Raw genomic sequence first — 17,979 nt, 5'->3', positions numbered from 1 at the left:
TGGCTAAAAAGTTGCTTAATCTGTATATGAGATGGGGGGATATTTGATGGGAATTATTTGGACAATTATTATCGTATACATGGCAGCCATGATTGGTATTGGGTTATATGCGAAAACAAAAATTAAAGATAGCGACGATTACCATCTTGCAGGTAGAAGGTTAGGTCCGATTATGCTTGCCGGCACGCTTGCAGCCACTGAGATTGGGGGAGGAAGTTCAATCGGTGTAGCTTCTAAAGCTTATGGTGAATGGGGACTTTCAGCTGGTTGGTATGTTGTTTCAGCAGGAATTGGAATTTTACTAGTATCATTTATTGCACCTCTCATGCGCAAAACTATGGCAACAACTGTACCAGAAATCATTGGAAGAAGGTATGGGAAAAGTAGTTATGCGTTTTCCAGTATATTATCTGTGATTGCCTCGGTAGCCTTAGCGGCGGTTCAAATTACTGCAACGGCAACAATTGTCCATGTTTTAACAGGGTTTAACTTAACTTGGGCAATATTAATATCGGGAATTGGTGTAGTTTTTTATACGTATCTTGGTGGGATGTGGAGTGTTACTCTTACAGACTTTGTTCAATTTTTCATCATTGTTTTTGGATTTGCGATCGCTGTTCCATTTGCATTATCGAATGCAGGGGGCTTTGATACTGTGATTTCTAATATTCCGCCCGAACAGTTAGGGTTTACCAAAATCGGTTGGAAAACCATATTAGGACTGATTGTGTTGTATTTCATGACCTTCTCTACAGGTCAAGAAGCTGTCCAAAGATACTACTCTGCACGAAATGAAAAAACAGCCGTTATAGGTTCTCTCTTATGTGGAATCCTCATGTCTGTATATGCCTTTATCCCAGCCTTACTAGGATTAATCGCATTATCAGCTTTCCCTAATATTGATGCAAACAATGCATTAGCTACAGTTTCTGTTGAACTATTGCCGCCTCTAATTGCAGGACTGCTCCTCTCAGGAGTAATTTCCGCTACATTGTCTAGTGCCTCAGGTAATTTGCTTGCTGTAGCTAGTGTATATGTAAAAGATATCCATGGACCAATCTTTAAAAAATCAGTGCAAAATGAGTTGAAGTTAAGTAAAAATCTAGTAGTTTTATCAGGCCTCCTAGCTATAGGAATATCATTATTCAGTCAACAAATTATTCCTTTACTCGTGTTTGCTTTTACAATTCGCTCCACAGGACCATTCGCCGCATATCTCCTTGGATTGATGTGGGAAAAGGTAACTCCTAATGCTGGTTTTTACTCCATAATAACAGGAACAATCGTTGGGGTTGCATGGCAACTGGCAAAAGAACCATTTGGTATTATGGCAGTTGTCGCTGGAAGTTCAGTAAGTCTTCTTACATTTTTAATAGTCAACTGGATTGAAAGAAAAAGAGGAGTTTCTGCAGCACCTTCCGCATTTGATTCTAATGATAATAATATATCTGCTTAATAATAATTTCAAAATCGATTAATATAGAAATCACCGAATAATGTATGTAAAGAACAAGAAGAAGTAAAAAAGCAGTCAATCCGTTATTAAAAAATAAAACAGCCTTACCCCTATATAAAATAGAGATAAGGCTGTTCTAACAGAAAGCTCGTGCTTAAAACCATAAAAAAGCACGATATTTATGCACATATCAGAAAAACTATTTAATAAAGTGATTAATGAGTTGTTACATATTCATTTTTTCCTGCACGCATTCCAACAATGAAAATTAGAGCGGATATTAGGATTAACATGAATAAGGGAATCGTCCAACTATGTGTAATGTCATGTAGCCCTCCAAATAATACTGGTCCAACAGCAGCTAAAAGATAACCAAATGATTGAGCCATTCCGGATAGTTCCGTCGCCTCATGGGTACTTTGTGTACGAAGACTAAAGAACATCATGGATAAACTAAATATAGTTCCGACTCCAATCCCAATCAAAATCATGCATGCCGGGATAAGCAGTGTGCTTCCGTACAAAATACCGAATATCCCTACAATAAGAAAAATAACAGGAGGGACTACTAACAAACGCTGACTTTGTATGCGTCCAGCTAAAATTGGCACAATGAATGTTATAGGAATGACGGCAAGCTGCATGATGGATAGCATCCAGCCAGCTTCATCAGCAGTTAGTCCTTTTTGCTCGAGAATTTCTGGCATCCAGGTAATTACTGTATAAAAGATAAACGATTGCAGTCCCATGAATAAAGTGATCTGCCATGCTAGACCCGAACGCCATAAGTTAATGTTTTTTACCTTTTGAGCGGTTTGTTCATTCTTATTGGACTTGAATGGCTTTTTTAATTGTGGCATCCAGAAGAAAACGGTAATAAGTGATAAGATCCCCCAGCATCCAAGGGCGCCAGCCCATCCTAACCCTGATAAAGAGGAAATGGGAATACTGATACCGGATCCTATTGCACCACATAAATTCATGGAAACTGCATAAATCCCTGTCATCAAACCGATATTCCGTGCAAAGTTATGCTTAATGAGACTGGGTAACAATACATTGCCAATAGCGATGGCTAGCCCAATTAAAATGGTTCCTAAAAACAATGTCGTCACTCCGCCAATTGATCGTATCCCAATCCCGACCGTTAATAAGATTAAGGAAATGAATAGGGTAAGCTCCATTCCAAAACGTCGAGCTAACTTAGGTGCAAATGGAGATAAGAGTGCAAAAGCAAGCAAAGGCAATGTCGTTAATGAACCTGATAATGTATTGGATATCCCCAAGTTATCACGGATCGAAGTGACAAGGGGGCCAACCGATGTTAAGGGAGCCCTCAGATTTGCTCCAAGAAGAATAATCCCGATGATGAGTAATCCAACTCTGGGTTTAATATCCATTTTTGTTTGTTCTAGTTGATTTGCCGCTTGATGAATGCCCATGATTTGTCCTCCGTACTTAGACTAAAGATTTTTTGAATTGTGCAATATATTCATTCACTGTATCAATTGCCCGATTTACATCTTGTTCGATGATGGCATCTACAAGGTTACAATGAATGTTCAAATGAAAGTTCGCATCTGAACTCATCTCAGCTATCTGATGGATGGAAGCATGCAAAGAATCTTCCATATGTTCGTACAAATCAATCAATAAATCATTATGTGATGAACCCATAATTGATTTATGTAACTGAATATCAGCTTCTTCGTAAGCCTTACTATCCTTTGCTTCAGCAGCCTTACGACATGCTTCTATATGAATTCTCATCTGTTCTATATCTTCTTGGCCACGTCTTAATGCAGCTAATTGTGCTCCTTCTCTTTCAAGTGCATGACGAACCTCTAACGTCTCTAATATACCTGACTGCTGGATCCTTCTTTGAAATGCAACCCCTAGGGCACTAGATGACTTGACGAACGTTCCCTTTCCTTGTTTTGTTACTAAAAGACCTGCATAAACAAGTGATCGTACAGCTTCCCTTAATGTATTTCTACTCACATCGAACTGTTTTATCAAATCCATTTCAGGAGGAATCTGATTTCCAATCTTCCATTCGCCAGATTCGATTAACGATTCAATTTGGAAAACAACTTGTTCTACAAGTGATAAACGATTTGTTTTAGATATGGTCAATATAAACACCTCGAATTTGTAGGATGATTGGTTCATTGGTTATTTTAACATATGTATGTTGAAAATATAAACAAGAATATGGTTAAAGTACGGTATTCAAAACTTCCTTCCCCATCCAATTCTCACCTTGGCTGTATAATCGACACAATTTCCTATAAGAAAATTTAATGTTCATAACTTATACGATACATGGGGTGTTTTTCCTCTTGTCCCCCATTACTGGCTAAATTCCGTATGCCGGTAAATGAAAATACTCGAATAATACAGTCCGGATTCTCGCAAAAGAACTTTCTCAATTGTACAGAAAGCCTTTAAAAGTGGAGGGGAAATCCCTGAAATCACAAATTTCAGGGATCCATTTCTTATAAGGTACTTCATGTTAAAACTAAATAAGGGATTATAAATCAAGAGAGTTATGTCTATTTCTTAGCTGATTTTTTTTGTTTGACTATAAAAGAGAGCAGGATAAATGCTGCTACAGTTACAAGACATACTGTGGTCCCAATGATATTTTGCGTATTAAAGATAAATGCCAAAAAGATAATGCTTAAAGCCGTGATGGCTAATATAGTTGTATACGGGTACCATTTTACCCGGAAACCTGGTTTACCAGTGTATTGGCCATGCAGCTTCAATTGCGCGGAACAAATACTGATCCATAATAATAATACTGTGAATCCAGGAATGGCTATAGGTGGCTTAAAATCAGGTCTGGAGTCAAATAGGATAAAAACACACCAGCCAATATACATAATGTAGTTAAAAATATACCATTAAGCGGGATACCCTTTTTGATTGTTTTCATAAATACCTTTGGGGCTTCTCCGTTCTGAGAAAGAGTAAACAATATTCTTGATGTAGCGTATATACCTGAATTTGCAGCTGATAAGACAGCAGTTAAAAGAACGAAATTCATAATATCAGCGGCTTCGGGAAGTCCTGATAAGCTGAAAACCTGAACGAAAGGACTTACTTCAGTGCTTACTTGGTTCCAAGGTATTACTCCACAAATAATAAGTATCGGCAAGACATAGAAAAGTATCACCCGCCATACTGTTCCTTTAATGATTTTTGGTATGACTCTCTGACTATCTTTTGTTTCCGTGACCACTACACCAATTAATTCTGCTCCTCCATATGAAAACATTACCACTAAAAGTGCACTTAGCATTCCGTCAATTCCTTGGGGGAAAAAGCCCCCATGTGCCGTGTAATTAGAAAATGAAGCCGAACTAGGAAGAAGTCCTAGCATGATCAAAGCTCCTAAAATAATAAAGGCAATTAAGGTTATAATTTTAATTCCTGCGAACCAGAACTCGAGTTCTCCATAGTATTTTACTTGAAACAAATTTATTCCTATAATGACTGAGGCGCAAAGGATACTTAACACCCATAATGGTACTGAAGGAAACCAATATTGTAAAAAGCTACCGGCTGCGACTATTTCCACAATGATCACTATAATCCAGTTAAACCAATAGAGCCATCCGACAATGAAGGATAGTTGAAACCCAAAAGCTTTTTTAATGAGATGTTGTACGTTCAAATTAGGAAAAGCGGTTGCCATCTCTCCTAATGCCGCCATTACTATAAATAACAATAGCCCCCTATTAAATAGGCTATCACAACACTTGGACCTGCCATATTTAATGTATCCGAGCTCCCCTTAAAAATCCCTGTTCCTATCATTCCGGCTAAAGCAATGAACTGGACATGCCTCGGCAATAAGCCTTTTTTTAAATCTTGATGAGTCTTTTCCATTATATTCATGCCTTTCTTTCATTATTTTAATAAAATAGTCTGTCACTAAAACTAAGATTTCTTCTGTTGTTGAACGCTTTCGTGTACTAAAGCGGACATGTTAATATATCATGATTCGGAAAAATTTCAATTAGGCAGGTGGACTGGAAATTATTCCTTTAACCGTAAAGGTTCAATTTTACTTATTATGTAATAGTAATTAAATTTTATGAACTGGAAAGCAAACTGATAGTTGATTTATACGGATGGATGGAATTGAATTTAATTTATCAAAATGCCTCAAAGTAATTCTGCATCTTTTGAAATCCACTTTGAATGTTCGCCTGAATTTAAGAGATTAGGGCTTTACGAGCCCACTATGTTAGGTCAGTCTTGGCCCTTGCCATGTCCAATTGGCCATCTTCTTTACATGCATGGTAGCCTCCATTTTACGAACCAAATGGTTCGATGGCATCAGTTGATCTCGCTGAGTAGAATCATGTTTAGAAAGTATCCTCACTCCCTTAAGTTTTAATGCGTTTATATTAAAACAAAAAAGACTCTAGGCAAAAGGGCTATATCTTAAAGTTAAAACAAAATTGATTGGAGCGGGTGCCTTCCGTTCCAATCAACGTCCAAATTGTACAGGCCATAAAAAAATGTAGACATACTCGATTTTCATCGGGTTTGTCTACATTCTGAAACCGACCTTTAATGGCCGATATACGGTTTGAAGTGGGAACTATCCGTTCTCATATATAAAGGGGAGAGGGGACGGCTGTAGGTTTTCGGTTTCTTGTAACGGTTCAATTTCGCTTAGAAATTCCAAATAACCGGTATATACTTGCGAGGCCATCCCTAAATAGTGCAATTCAGTGTGGATGATCCCCTTTCGTGGTGAATGGAGCATGTACATTTTCTTCATCCCTCCTTTCTAAAGGAATAGCCAGTCTGTTATAGGATTAATATCGAAACAATATGAATGTTATATTTATATGTGATCATTCTTATTCATTCAAAAATTGGATGCTCCAGGTTCGAAGGCTTCTGCACCTCTATCTTCAATCATTATGCGGAGTCCATTCTTGGGTCTGAGTGTAAGGGATGGAAGAGGGGTTACTTCATGATGGTCAGGAGCAAGCTTTATCCTATAATTTTGGACAATGCAAGCCAGGACAAACACCGCTTCCATCATGGCAAAATGGTTGCCAATACAAACCCGCGGCCCTCCGCCAAATGGAAAGTATGCGAACGCAGGCAAGCTTTTCATAAAGTTATTTTCAAATCGCTCAGGAATGAATGATTCCGGTTGATCAAAATACTCTGGATTATGCTGCATCACATAAGAACTTATTAGAATCATATCGCCTTTTTTAAAACGATATCCTCCTATTACGACATCCTCCGTCACATCGCGGGATAAGATATACAGTGGGGGATACGCGCGAAGTGTTTCATGAATGATATTTTGGGTGTATGGTAATTTCATGAAATCATCAGGCTGGGGTCTCCGGTGACCGATTATGCTATTCACTTCACTGAAAAGCTTGGCTTGAATTTCTGGATGCTTCGAAATGGCATACAGTGCCCAGGATAGAGCGTTTGCTGTCGTTTCATGACCGGCCAGAAAAATAGTCATTAATTCATCACGGACCTGCTTGCTTGTCATACCAAATCCGTCGTCGGCATCACGGGCGTCCATCAGGATCCCAAGCATGTCTTCATGTTTTATTATGTCGTTCTTCCGTTTTTCAATGATGCCGTAAATGACTTTATCTAGTCTTTGAATCGCCTTTTTATATTCACGGTTGATTTTAGTCGGTACCCATAATGGCATACGGAAAATCTTTCTCATCCTTTTGACTGCTATTCTTAAAGCAGTTTCCAGAGGTTTCCCAACAATTTCATACCCATCCTTGAATTCCATGCTGAACATGGTCTTGCTGATTATCCCGAGAGTGATGTTCATCATATCCTTCGTTATAATTCGTTCATCATCATGTTGCCAAGTTGATATATAATCCATTGTGGTATCAATCATATCCTTGGCGTATTGGCTAATATGAGTCTTTTTGAAAGAGGGTTGGATAAGCCTTCTCTGTCGCATATGAAAGTCTTTTTCGCTTGTAAGTAGACCTTCACCGATAAGCGGTTTTAAAACATTGAAGTCCTTGGATTTGATGAAGGATTTTTGTTTTGTTACTAGTATTTGTTTTATTAAATCAGGATTTAAAACGTGATAAACATTTTGGAATGGTCCTAAACGGAATTTAGCGACTTCCCCATATTCCTTGGCCAATCGGGTCAGAAAGCCAATGGGATCTGTTTGAAACTCCTTTGTATGTCCGGAAATCAGCCTTCCTTTCTGAACCTTTGGAGAAGTGCGGAAGGCATCATCAGCTTGGCTCAATGTAATTTTCCCCTTTCTTTAAAATAATTACATGTAATCATTCTATGAGAATATGCCAAATCGGTTTGGACAAGTCGTTAAAGAAAGGGAGGATTATTCTATGGAAAGAATAAAGGTACATAAGTTAGCCCACTAAAAAACTCTGAATGAATAGAGACAGAGTCTTTCATGAAGCTTAGATTCCTGATGCGGAAATAGCCCAATCACCTCTAGGTAATTGAGCGTGGGTTATATTGACTTCTTTATGGGAACAGCTGCCTTATATATGTTAGTAGCTGATCACGAAGTTCAGGTCGTTTCATGGCAAAATCTATTGAAGCTTGGAGGAAGCCGAATTTATCGCCAACGTCATATCGATTTCCTTCGATGATATACGAATATAATGGTTCCTTTTCTAACAAAAGGTCCAAAGCTTCAGTAAGCTGGATCTCCCCCTTCCGATCGGGCTGTACGGTTTCAAGGACTTCAAAAATCGCAGGTGATAAAATATATCGGCCAATAATCGCCTGTGTTGATGGTGCATCCTCCACTTTTGGCTTTTCCACTAAGTTTCTTACCAGAAATAAATCCTCATATCGTTCTTGGAAATTTACGATCCCATACTTGGAGACATCGACAGGTGAGACTTCCTTACATCCGATAATGCTCGCTCGAACCTTGTCATACCGTTCCATTAACTGCTTCAAAGCTGGAACCGGGCTATCCACGATATCATCCCCTAACAGGACGGCAAAAGGTTCGTCTCCGATAAAAGTTTTGGCACATAAAACGGCATGCCCCAGACCTAAAGGTTCCTTTTGTCTTACATAGTGGATATCCACCATATTGGAAATGTTCTCCACGACCTTAAGTAAATCATTTTGACCTTTCATTTGCAGAAGCATTTCAAGTTCAATGGATTTATCGAAATGATCTTCGATGGCACGTTTGTTTTTACCCGTAACGATGATGATATCTGTAATCCCTGATTGTACCGCTTCCTCGATAATATATTGAATGGTCGGCTTATCGACAATTGGCAGCATTTCCTTTGGTTGGGCTTTCGTAGCAGGTAAAAATCGTGTTCCTAAACCGGCTGCTGGAATCACCGCTTTCTTTATCATAGCCCTGCCCCTTTTTAAGGTTCTTTTATATGCTTTTTGTTCTACCCTTCATTTTATGTGGCCATTGGTTGACCTATATCAAAAAAGGTTAAAATAAATCGCTGAAAAAGAATAGATTTATCTCCGAAGCAAATATTATGGATATATGAATTTGGTCAAGAGGTGTATATTTTGCCAATTGAAAATCAAGAGAGAAAACAGATCCTTTTTGCTTTTCTCGTCATTGTTTTATATCTTTCTCCTTTATTCATCCTTGGAGAAAATGCGCATATTCGCGTCCATGATAATTTGGATTCCAACCTTGCCTGGTATAAAGTCCTTTCAGAAAGCGGTGAGTTATTCGGTGCAATAGACGCCAAGATTCCCCAGATTATGAATGGCCTGCCCCGAAATGCTTTTGGCAGTGAGTTCAGTATTATCGTGTGGCTTTATGCTCTTTTTCCAACAATGGTTGCATATGCCATAAGCCAGGCATTAACAAGGTTCATTGCATTCTTTGGTATGTATATTCTATTAAAGCAACATTTAGTTAAAGGAAGCCAATCAGGTTGGATTAGGGTTGGAGCATCCTTAGCCTTTGCCCTGACCCCATTTTGGCCATCGGGAATGCTCAGTACACTTGGTATGCCACTAGCACTTTGGGCTTTTTTGAATATTCGCAGCAAGGACCATTCTTGGAAGAATTATTTGGTCCTTACACTTTTACCGCTTTATTCAAGCATCGTGCTTGGCTTTTTCTTTTTCCTTGTTGCAATGGGATTTCTTTGGCTAATGGATGTGATCAGGAGAAAAGGGTGGAATATAACGTTTCTTCTTTCGATCGTGTATATGACCGTCATTTTTGGTTTGGTGGAGTATCGTTTGGTCGCTTCATTCATTTTTGATTCGGAGCCAAACAGCAGGGATGAATATTTTCACGCAAGGCTGCCGCTCGATTGGGTCATAAAGCTTACTTTCAAAAATTTCGTTCTAGGACATACGCATGTCATGACTGTACATGCGCTTATCATCCTGCCGATTACAGTCTTTGCCCTTTATATTATTCTGACCAAAAAACTATGGAGACAGGAAAAGGTTTATGTTTTTTTATTCGGCTTGAATTTTATGCTCTCAGCGTGGTACGCATTTTGGTTTTATAAAGGCTGGCTTCCTTTAACGGAAAGGTTTCACACGATGGATACCTTTAATTTTGCCAGATTTCACTTTTTAAGGCCGATGGTGATTTACTTGGGGTTTGCCCTCGCTATAAAGATCATTTGGGAATACAGCCATTATGCTAAGAAAACCCTTTCCATTTTCATCGCCATTCAAATTATGATTTTAATGGGTTTCAATGAAGAAATCACTCACAATAAAAAACCATCTTTTAAACAGTTCTATTCAGAAAACCTATTTCAGGAAATAAAAGATCATATTGACCTCCCACAGGAAGAATATCGTGTTGCTAGCATTGGGCTGCACCCCGCAATTGCACAATTTAATGGATTTTACACGCTCGATAGCTATAACAATTTCTATCCGCTTACTTACAAACATCACTTTCGTCAAATAATTGAAAACGAATTGGCTAAGAATAAAAACATCAGAATCTACTTTGATGAATGGGGAGGACGTTGTTACCTATTTACCGATGAGCTTGGGAAGCATTATATGTTCAAGAAAGGCTCCAAGAAAGAGCTGGAGAATTTGGACCTTAATATGGATGCGTTTAAAGGATTAGGTGGCAAGTATATATTTTCTGCCATACCAATCAATAACGCGAAGGAAAATGGATTGGTACTAGATAGGATTTTTATAAAAAAAGGAAGTGTATGGAAAATTCATTTATACAGAGTCATGTGAAAAGGGGGGAATAGAGTGAATTCACCGATACTAACAATTGTTGTACCTTGTTATAACGAGGAAAGCGTATTGCAGGATACCATTTCCCAGCTTTGCGGATTGGTGAGGGGGTTAGTTGAAGAAAAGGTTGTTTCTGGTCAAAGTAAAATCCTATTGGTTGATGATGGAAGCAAAGATCAAACATGGAAGATCATTTATAAGGAAACGATTAATAATGAATTTGTTCGAGGGCTAAAGCTTTCCCGGAATACTGGACATCAAAATGCACTCCTGGCAGGATTGTTTACAGCCAAGGAAGCCTCGGATTGTGTGATTTCCATTGATGCAGATTTACAGGATGATATTCAAGTCATCCCTGAATTCATTAGCAAATTCAATGAAGGATGTGAAATTGTATATGGTGTTCGCCAGAAAAGGGACCTTGATTCATTTTTTAAACGAACATCAGCCACTGGTTTTTATAAATTGATGAACAAGATGGGGGTTAACCTTGTCTATAATCATGCTGATTTCCGGCTAATGAGCAAAAGGGCGATCGCGGAGTTGGAACGATTTGATGAAACGAATCTTTTTTTACGGGGGATCGTACCGCTCATTGGGTTTAAGACGGACTCTGTTTATTATGATCGAAAAGAAAGATTGGCTGGGGAAACGAAGTATCCATTTAAGAAGATGGTTGCGTTTGCGTTTGATGGCATCACTTCTTTTTCAGTTACACCGATCCGGATTGTATTATGGCTAGGATGTCTTTCCTTTTTCATTAGCTTACTCTTTGGGTCTTACTTTTTATGGTTAAAGTTTTATGGGCAGACCGGAACTGGCTGGACCTCATTAATCACCTCCATATGGTTGATCGGTGGACTACAGTTGATCGCCGTCGGCTTGATTGGGGAATATATCGGTAAAATCTATAATGAATCCAAACACCGGCCTAAATATATTGTTGATTTGGATTTATTTAATCCGCTCGATTTAAAAAAACGGGAGCAACTAGACAATGAACGGAACAGTATTGAAAAACTATCTAAATCAAACTAACTCCTTTATCCGCTTTTTATTGGTTGGATTAGTCAATACAGCGGTTGGACTTTCCATCATGCTTTTTCTCATGAATGTTCTTGAATTATCTTACTGGATCTCCACCTTTTTCGGCAATGGTACGGGAGCTGTAACGAGTTTTCTTTTGAACAGGACTTTTACTTTTAAAAGCAATATAGAATGGCGGAGAGGGGGTGCCCGTTTCTTTTGCGTCATCCTGATTTGTTATTCCGCTGCTTATTCTTTAGGCCAAGCTATAGCAGGCTCAATGGAAGGATCCGTTCATTTATCCATACAACAAAATGTGGCTGTGCTGATAGGGGCAATTTTTTACACAGTTCTTAACTATATTGGCCAGAAATACTTTGTCTTTAAAAAAAGCAATTTGAGACCAATTCAAGAAGGAAGGAACTAATTAAGGTGGATCAGTGGTATAATGCCCCCGATTGGACGGGAATTAAAGTGGATTCGGAAAGCGAAATTAAATGCAAATTTGATGACTATCCAAGCTGGGGCAGATCTGTTTAATTTCGTTCTTCACGTTCTCTATGTGGCGATCATTTTACCATTTTGGGACCACCTTTTGTTCATTGACCTCTTGATCAATTTTTTTGCGTATTTACTTCCCCCTCTTCCCCCTCTTCTCCCTTCGGATCATGTGTTTGCGTGATGATTTATGTTATAAGAACAAAACTTCATCTACAAATATTATTCTATTAATGTGCAAAAATTTCATTTACTTTTCCATTTCACGGGAGTATGATAATCAACAGTTTCATATTTCTAAATCGCTTAAACCTTATGGTGCGGGGGACCCGTTCTAGGGATTGTTACTACAATCCAAGGGGTGAATCCTTTCAAGGTAGGGCTACTCTTAGGTCCGAATCCGACAGCTAACCTCGTAAGCGTTATATGAGAAGGAAGGTGGAGCTTGTTAGACAAAAAAATAATGTCTACAGGTCTATTTAACTATGACTTGTAGGCATTTTTCTATTTCGTCTTGTTTTTGCTGCAGCTGTGTAACATAAACTTATTAATTAAGTATGGTGGTGAATTCTTGATGTTATCTTCTATAAAGAGGTTCTTGATTGGGAGACCGTTAAAATCAAATGCACTTGGTGAACAAAAGCTTAACAAAACAAAGGCTTTGGCGATATTATCTTCTGATGCGTTGTCTTCGGTTGCTTATGGACCAGAGCAAATATTGATCGTCCTGATCACTGTCGGTGCTGCGGCATTTTGGTATTCCATTCCTATCGCGATTGGGGTATTGATCCTGTTAACTGCTTTGATTTTGTCCTATAGACAAATCATTTTCGCTTATCCAAATGGCGGGGGGGCCTATGTGGTTTCAAAAAACAATTTAGGAGTGAATCCAGGGTTGATAGCTGGAGGATCCTTATTGGTCGATTATATATTAACTGTCGCCGTAAGTGTTTCTGCAGGTACGGATGCCATCACGTCCGCATTTCCCGGCTTGCATTCATATAATGTCAGCATAGCCATCATGTTCGTCATTCTACTTACAATCCTGAACCTTCGGGGGGTTACGGAGTCGGCCTCTGTTTTGGCTTATCCGGTGTACCTATTCGTTTTAGCATTGTTCACCTTGATTGGTGTTGGCATTTACAAGATCTTGACGGGTGGGGTTTCACCAGAATTGCACACTTCCATAGGGACTCCTGTAGCGGGCATCAGTTTATTCATACTGCTAAGGGCATTTGCATCAGGAAGTTCCGCATTGACAGGAGTCGAAGCGATTTCCAATGCAATCCCGAACTTTAAAGATCCAGCTCCGAATAATGCTGCCAAAACTTTAATAGTGATGGGTTCCTTACTAGCTGTATTATTTTCGGGAATCGTATACTTAGCCTATTATTTAAGCATTGTTCCAAGCGCGGAGGTAACGGTCGTCTCCCAGATTGCTGAAGAGATCTTTGGACGGAATTTCATGTATTTCTTCATTCAAGGTACGACTGCATTGATCTTGATACTGGCGGCCAATACTGGCTATTCAGCTTTCCCTCTGCTTGCGGTAAATTTAGCGAAGGATAAATTCATACCAAGGGCGTTTACGATAAGAGGGGACCGATTAGGGTATTCCAATGGAATTATCATACTGGGACTTGCATCCATCATCTTAATCGTCGCATTTGAAGGACATACAGAAAATCTCATTCCGCTTTATGCAGTAGGGGTATTCATTCCATTTACGTTGTCCCAGACCGGGATGATTGTTAAATGGATTCGCGAAAAGCCAAAAGGCTGGATGATGAAACTAACCATTAATTCAATTGGTGCCATAATTAGCTTTATCGTCACGATGATATTCTTTTTAACCAAATTTACTCAGGTTTGGCCTGTTTTGATTTTTTTACCTATTATCATTTTAATTTTCCATCGAATTAGAAAGCATTATGAAGCAGTTGGTGACCAACTAAGGATTACAACATGTGAGCCGATCTTACCAATTGAAGGAAACATCATCATTGTACCTGTGGCTGGAATAACTCATGTTGTTGAGAACTCATTAAATTATGCGAAATCTCTATCAGCACATCAGCTTATTGCCGTTTATGTTGCTTTTGAAAGAGAAGATGAAAAGAAATTCGAAGAAAAGTGGAAAAAATGGCAGCCTGATGTCAGACTCGTTACACTGAATTCTTATTACAGAAGTATCATTCAGCCGCTAACTAAATTTGTGGATACAGTTGAACATAAGGCTAGGGAATCCAATTATAAAGTTACGGTGATCATCCCCCAATTCATTCCGAAGAAGGGCTGGCACAATATACTTCATAACCAATCAAGTTTACTGATTCGCGCCTATTTACTTTATAGAAGAAATGTGGTTGTTACGACAGTGCCATATCATTTGAAGAAGTAAGTTCCATTTCTAAGAAAAGAAGTGAACCCTTCATCAAGTTTCCTGAGACTGTAGACAAATTCGTAGAAATCGAGTTTGCCTACATTTTTTTTATGGCTTGTACATTTGAATGTTGATTTCCGCTCCAGGCGCCCGCTTTCCACAGGATGTCCCCTGGACACGCTATTCCTGCAGGAGTCTCGTACACCCGTTCCAAAAAAATTTGTTATGGCATTTAGGTAGAAACCATACCTGAGGAGTTGAAGGTGTTGGTTTGGGTCAGTTGGTTCGGGAACATCATTTGATGAAAGATGCGTTTCCTGCCCCCCTTTTTGTCTACAGACTGAAGTAGCAAACCTCCATATGGTTTGCTTTCTTTAGTGTGCCAGGCATGGCAACAATCTAGGTGGTGAAAGTCCAATGAGGTGGTACACATCGACCAACCACTAAGGAAGCGTGGAATAAAATCTTGACTCGACGAACAGAAATTTGATACCAAGGCTTACAGTTCACTTTCTATAACAGTAAGTGTTGGATTCGCATTTCCTAAGCAAGAATTGCGCTCTTTTTTGGTTACAAAGGAATATTTATTGGCTTAGTAGTCACTGCGTATCGCCATCAATGGTTAGGACAACCTATAAGTGGGAGGGATTGATGATGGGCTTGCGGATAGTGTTACTACTAATCATCAACTGTTTTCTTTTTTCAACAATGGCCAGTGCAGAAGTGCCACTGACTGCTGCATTTATCCGTGATCATCAGCTATGGATCAAAAAGGGAGAACAAGAAATACAAATTACAAAGAATCGATATGTGTATTCTCAGAAATGGTCATATGACGGTAGGTTTATTGGTTATATCGATGGAGATGAAAAGGGTGAAAAGTCAGACCTATTCATTTATGATACTAAGGAAAAAGAAAGTTACCAGCCTTACGTAAGGGTCGTAACCTCTGACTTTAAATGGTCACCGAACAAAAATCAATTGGCCTACAATGATCAAGGTTTATTAAACATTACGAAAACAAAAAGTGGTCGCCCCCAGGGTTTTGAAAATGTCTCGCTTGGGGTTAGTGGTTTTGAATGGTTTCCGAATGGAAAAGAATTTATCGTTTCCTCACAATCCAGCTTACGTCCCACTGGATGGGGTCCAATCCCACTTTATAGAATTCCAGTAGATGCAAATCTTGCAATAGATAAAATGGATCCTTTTTATACCATTCAAACAAATGATACTGACTTGTTTGCGATTGATGCTGACTATTTTAAGTGGAGTTCTGATGGAAAGTGGGTTAGTTATTTAGCCACTCCCACTGCTTCCTGGTCCATGGATAGCAATACATTATGTGTCATATCGTCAAAAGGAAAACACTTTCAAGCAGTAGGTAAAATGCTAAGGTTCAAGGACTGGATGAAGTGGGCTCCATCAGCCAATCAATTGGCCTATATTTCTGGAGAAGGGAGGTTTTTCGTTGAAAACAAGAAAACTACGGTTGCTGACATGCCAACATCAAAGCAACAAAAGGAATATACACCTAAAGGTTATGTTGACCTTGATCTAGTATGGTACTCACCATACAAGGTGATTGTGGCTCGTTCAAAAGAGTATAAGGAGTGGAAGGAAGGGCCGGTTCCAACCATGTTCACAGCACTTTACGCTATCAATACAAGAAAGGAAGAACAATTACAGATCTCTTTTCCGAAAAATAATGAACTTGATGAAGATCCTCAAGCTGTTGGTTCATATCTGACTTGGTTACGCAAAAAGGATAGGGAGTATAACGGTGATGTATGGGTGAAGGAAGGTTTGGATGATCAAGAGCACATATGGCTTAAGAATGTTGATTCTGCTCCAGTGTTTTTTACAGAGAAGTAAACTGTTTTTTTTTGTGACATTTGTTGAAAGGCGTATTAAACAATCGGGCGCGATTGCTGAACAATGAGCAGTCGCTTTTTTACTAGGCGGATACGAATAGTTCTATAAATAATTAGATGTAAATAATTAAGAAACCCAGCTAATCTTCTGATGTGGAGGTAGTTGGGTTTTTAAAGGTGGATGTGCAAAATAACACTTAAAATATTCGCAAATTATCGGTCAAAGTGACAGGGAGAATCTTTATGTTTTATTTAGTGTCTCAAACTTGTAACTTCTAGACTAAAAAAAAACTAAAAACTGTACTGTCTAACACTAATAAATAAAGTAATTCAAGCTGAATTACCTTTTTTACGTTAAAGAAATACCTTTAACGACTCCTTTCTTTTTGACTCTTTGTTCTCCATCATCATTATCGGATCGACGGCTGTTTGGACATGGTCGCCGATGATTCGAAAATGGACATGCAACATCATCAAATTGGTGGCTAGCTGCAAGATTATCAGCATCTTAAGCCCATTTTGTGTTGTACACTATTTTTGCAAAAAACACTTCATAAAATTACCAAGGGTCATTTCAAATAATGCGAACATATTAAAAGAAGACAAAATGAAATTTTCTGCTTAGTTTTGAACTTACATATATGGGGGTTGAAAATGGATATATTATTAGCTCTCTTGCCTGCATTATTCTGGGGAAGCATCGTTTTATTTAATGTGAAACTGGGGGGTGGACCCTATAGTCAAACACTGGGTACAACGATTGGCGCCTTGATTTTTTCAATTGGTGTTTATATTTTTGCCGATATTAAGTTGTCACTTCTGGTGTTTGGAGTCGGAGTCGTATCTGGATTGTTTTGGGCCGTTGGACAAGCTAATCAGCTTAAGAGCATTGATTTAATGGGAGTATCCAAAACGATGCCGATATCAACTGGACTGCAGCTCATTTCAACCACATTATTCGGGGTCATAGTTTTTAACGAATGGTCTACAATGAAAGCGATAATTTTAGGCGTTTTGGCATTAGTCTTCATCATTATAGGAATCGTCTTGACATCATTGGAAGATAAAGAATCAAAAGAGGGCAAGTCGGGAAACTTGAAGAAAGGAATTGTTATTCTCCTCATCTCGACATTCGGTTATTTGGTTTATGTGGTCGTGGCCCGTCTATTTGATGTTGATGGCTGGTCAGCGTTGTTCCCTCAAGCGATCGGGATGGTGATAGGCGGCCTGTTATTGACTTTTAAACATAAACCATTTAACAAATATATGATCCGCAATATCATTCCGGGATTGATTTGGGCTGCAGGGAACATGTTTTTATTCATATCCCAGCCCCGTGTGGGAGTGGCTACTAGTTTTTCGCTTTCGCAAATGGGCATAGTCATCTCAACACTCGGCGGGATCATCATCTTACGTGAAAAGAAAACGAAGCGTCAACTAATTGGAATTGTAATTGGAATTATCTTGATCATAATAGCTGGGATTATGCTCGGATTGGCAAAAAGTTAATTGGA

At 38.9% G+C, this 17,979-nt stretch carries 12 protein-coding genes, 1 pseudogene and 1 riboswitch; of the genes and pseudogenes, 7 read left to right on the top strand and 6 right to left on the bottom strand.

Annotation, left to right across the window (positions count from 1 at the left end; genetic code table 11):
• Positions 1–46: 46 nt before the first annotated feature.
• Positions 47–1,456: a sodium:solute symporter family protein gene (locus tag IOC57_RS02720; protein ID WP_207437303.1), complete on the top strand. Its 1,410-nt coding sequence runs from the start codon at positions 47–49 to the stop codon at positions 1,454–1,456.
• A gap of 215 nt (positions 1,457–1,671) precedes the next feature.
• On the opposite strand, the gene IOC57_RS02715 is transcribed toward IOC57_RS02720, so the two are convergent.
• The 5 genes and pseudogenes from IOC57_RS02715 to galU form a co-directional block, all read right to left on the bottom strand.
• Positions 1,672–2,856, bottom strand: a complete 1,185-nt coding sequence (locus IOC57_RS02715; RefSeq protein WP_286184491.1) for a CynX/NimT family MFS transporter — start codon at positions 2,854–2,856, stop codon at positions 1,672–1,674.
• Positions 2,857–2,914: 58 nt separating this feature from the next.
• Positions 2,915–3,592 (bottom strand): FadR/GntR family transcriptional regulator, encoded by a 678-nt coding sequence (locus IOC57_RS02710; protein WP_207437301.1) that lies wholly within the window; start codon positions 3,590–3,592, stop codon positions 2,915–2,917.
• A 419-nt stretch (positions 3,593–4,011) separates the two neighbouring features.
• A pseudogene (locus IOC57_RS02705) lies at positions 4,012–5,353 on the bottom strand (amino acid permease).
• A 994-nt stretch (positions 5,354–6,347) separates the two neighbouring features.
• On the bottom strand, positions 6,348–7,742 hold the full coding sequence (locus IOC57_RS02700) for a cytochrome P450 (RefSeq protein ID WP_207437300.1): 1,395 nt from the start codon (positions 7,740–7,742) through the stop codon (positions 6,348–6,350).
• A gap of 242 nt (positions 7,743–7,984) precedes the next feature.
• Positions 7,985–8,845: a UTP--glucose-1-phosphate uridylyltransferase GalU gene (galU, locus tag IOC57_RS02695; RefSeq protein ID WP_207437299.1), complete on the bottom strand. Its 861-nt coding sequence runs from the start codon at positions 8,843–8,845 to the stop codon at positions 7,985–7,987.
• A gap of 168 nt (positions 8,846–9,013) precedes the next feature.
• Between galU and IOC57_RS02690 the strand changes: the two genes are divergently transcribed.
• From IOC57_RS02690 to IOC57_RS02670, 5 genes are all read left to right on the top strand, one after another.
• Positions 9,014–10,687 carry a DUF6044 family protein gene (locus tag IOC57_RS02690; RefSeq protein ID WP_396020756.1) on the top strand — a complete coding sequence of 558 codons (1,674 nt, stop codon included), beginning with the start codon at positions 9,014–9,016 and terminating at the stop codon, positions 10,685–10,687.
• A gap of 15 nt (positions 10,688–10,702) precedes the next feature.
• Positions 10,703–11,725, top strand: coding sequence for a glycosyltransferase family 2 protein (locus IOC57_RS02685; protein WP_207437298.1), 1,023 nt, complete (start codon positions 10,703–10,705; stop codon positions 11,723–11,725).
• Entirely contained in the window at positions 11,685–12,140 is a 456-nt protein-coding gene (locus tag IOC57_RS02680) for a GtrA family protein (protein WP_207437297.1), read from the top strand. Before IOC57_RS02685 ends, IOC57_RS02680 begins: the two co-directional genes overlap by 41 nt.
• 364 nt (positions 12,141–12,504) lie before the next feature.
• A riboswitch (cyclic di-AMP (ydaO/yuaA leader) is annotated at positions 12,505–12,649 on the top strand.
• A gap of 136 nt (positions 12,650–12,785) precedes the next feature.
• On the top strand, positions 12,786–14,612 hold the full coding sequence (locus IOC57_RS02675) for an APC family permease (protein WP_207437400.1): 1,827 nt from the start codon (positions 12,786–12,788) through the stop codon (positions 14,610–14,612).
• 636 nt (positions 14,613–15,248) lie between these two features.
• The gene (locus IOC57_RS02670) at positions 15,249–16,466 is read left to right on the top strand and encodes a TolB-like translocation protein (RefSeq protein ID WP_207437296.1); all 1,218 of its coding nucleotides are present in this window, start codon (positions 15,249–15,251) and stop codon (positions 16,464–16,466) included.
• 353 nt (positions 16,467–16,819) lie between these two features.
• Here IOC57_RS02670 and IOC57_RS02665 read toward each other — a convergent pair whose 3' ends face one another.
• Complete coding sequence (locus IOC57_RS02665) at positions 16,820–16,972, bottom strand: hypothetical protein (RefSeq protein ID WP_207437295.1); 153 nt, start codon at positions 16,970–16,972, stop codon at positions 16,820–16,822.
• A 147-nt stretch (positions 16,973–17,119) separates the two neighbouring features.
• On the opposite strand from IOC57_RS02665, the gene IOC57_RS02660 reads away from it, so the two are divergent.
• Complete coding sequence (locus IOC57_RS02660; protein WP_207437294.1) at positions 17,120–17,974, top strand: RhaT/GlcU family sugar-proton symporter; 855 nt, start codon at positions 17,120–17,122, stop codon at positions 17,972–17,974.
• Positions 17,975–17,979: the final 5 nt, after the last annotated feature.

Origin of the sequence: Bacillus sp. SD075 (assembly GCF_017355165.1) — a bacterium.
Taxonomy (GTDB): Bacteria; Bacillota; Bacilli; order Bacillales; family DSM-1321; genus Peribacillus.
Note: the sequence above shows the minus strand (reverse complement) of the source record. Positions and strands in the feature narration are given on the sequence as shown.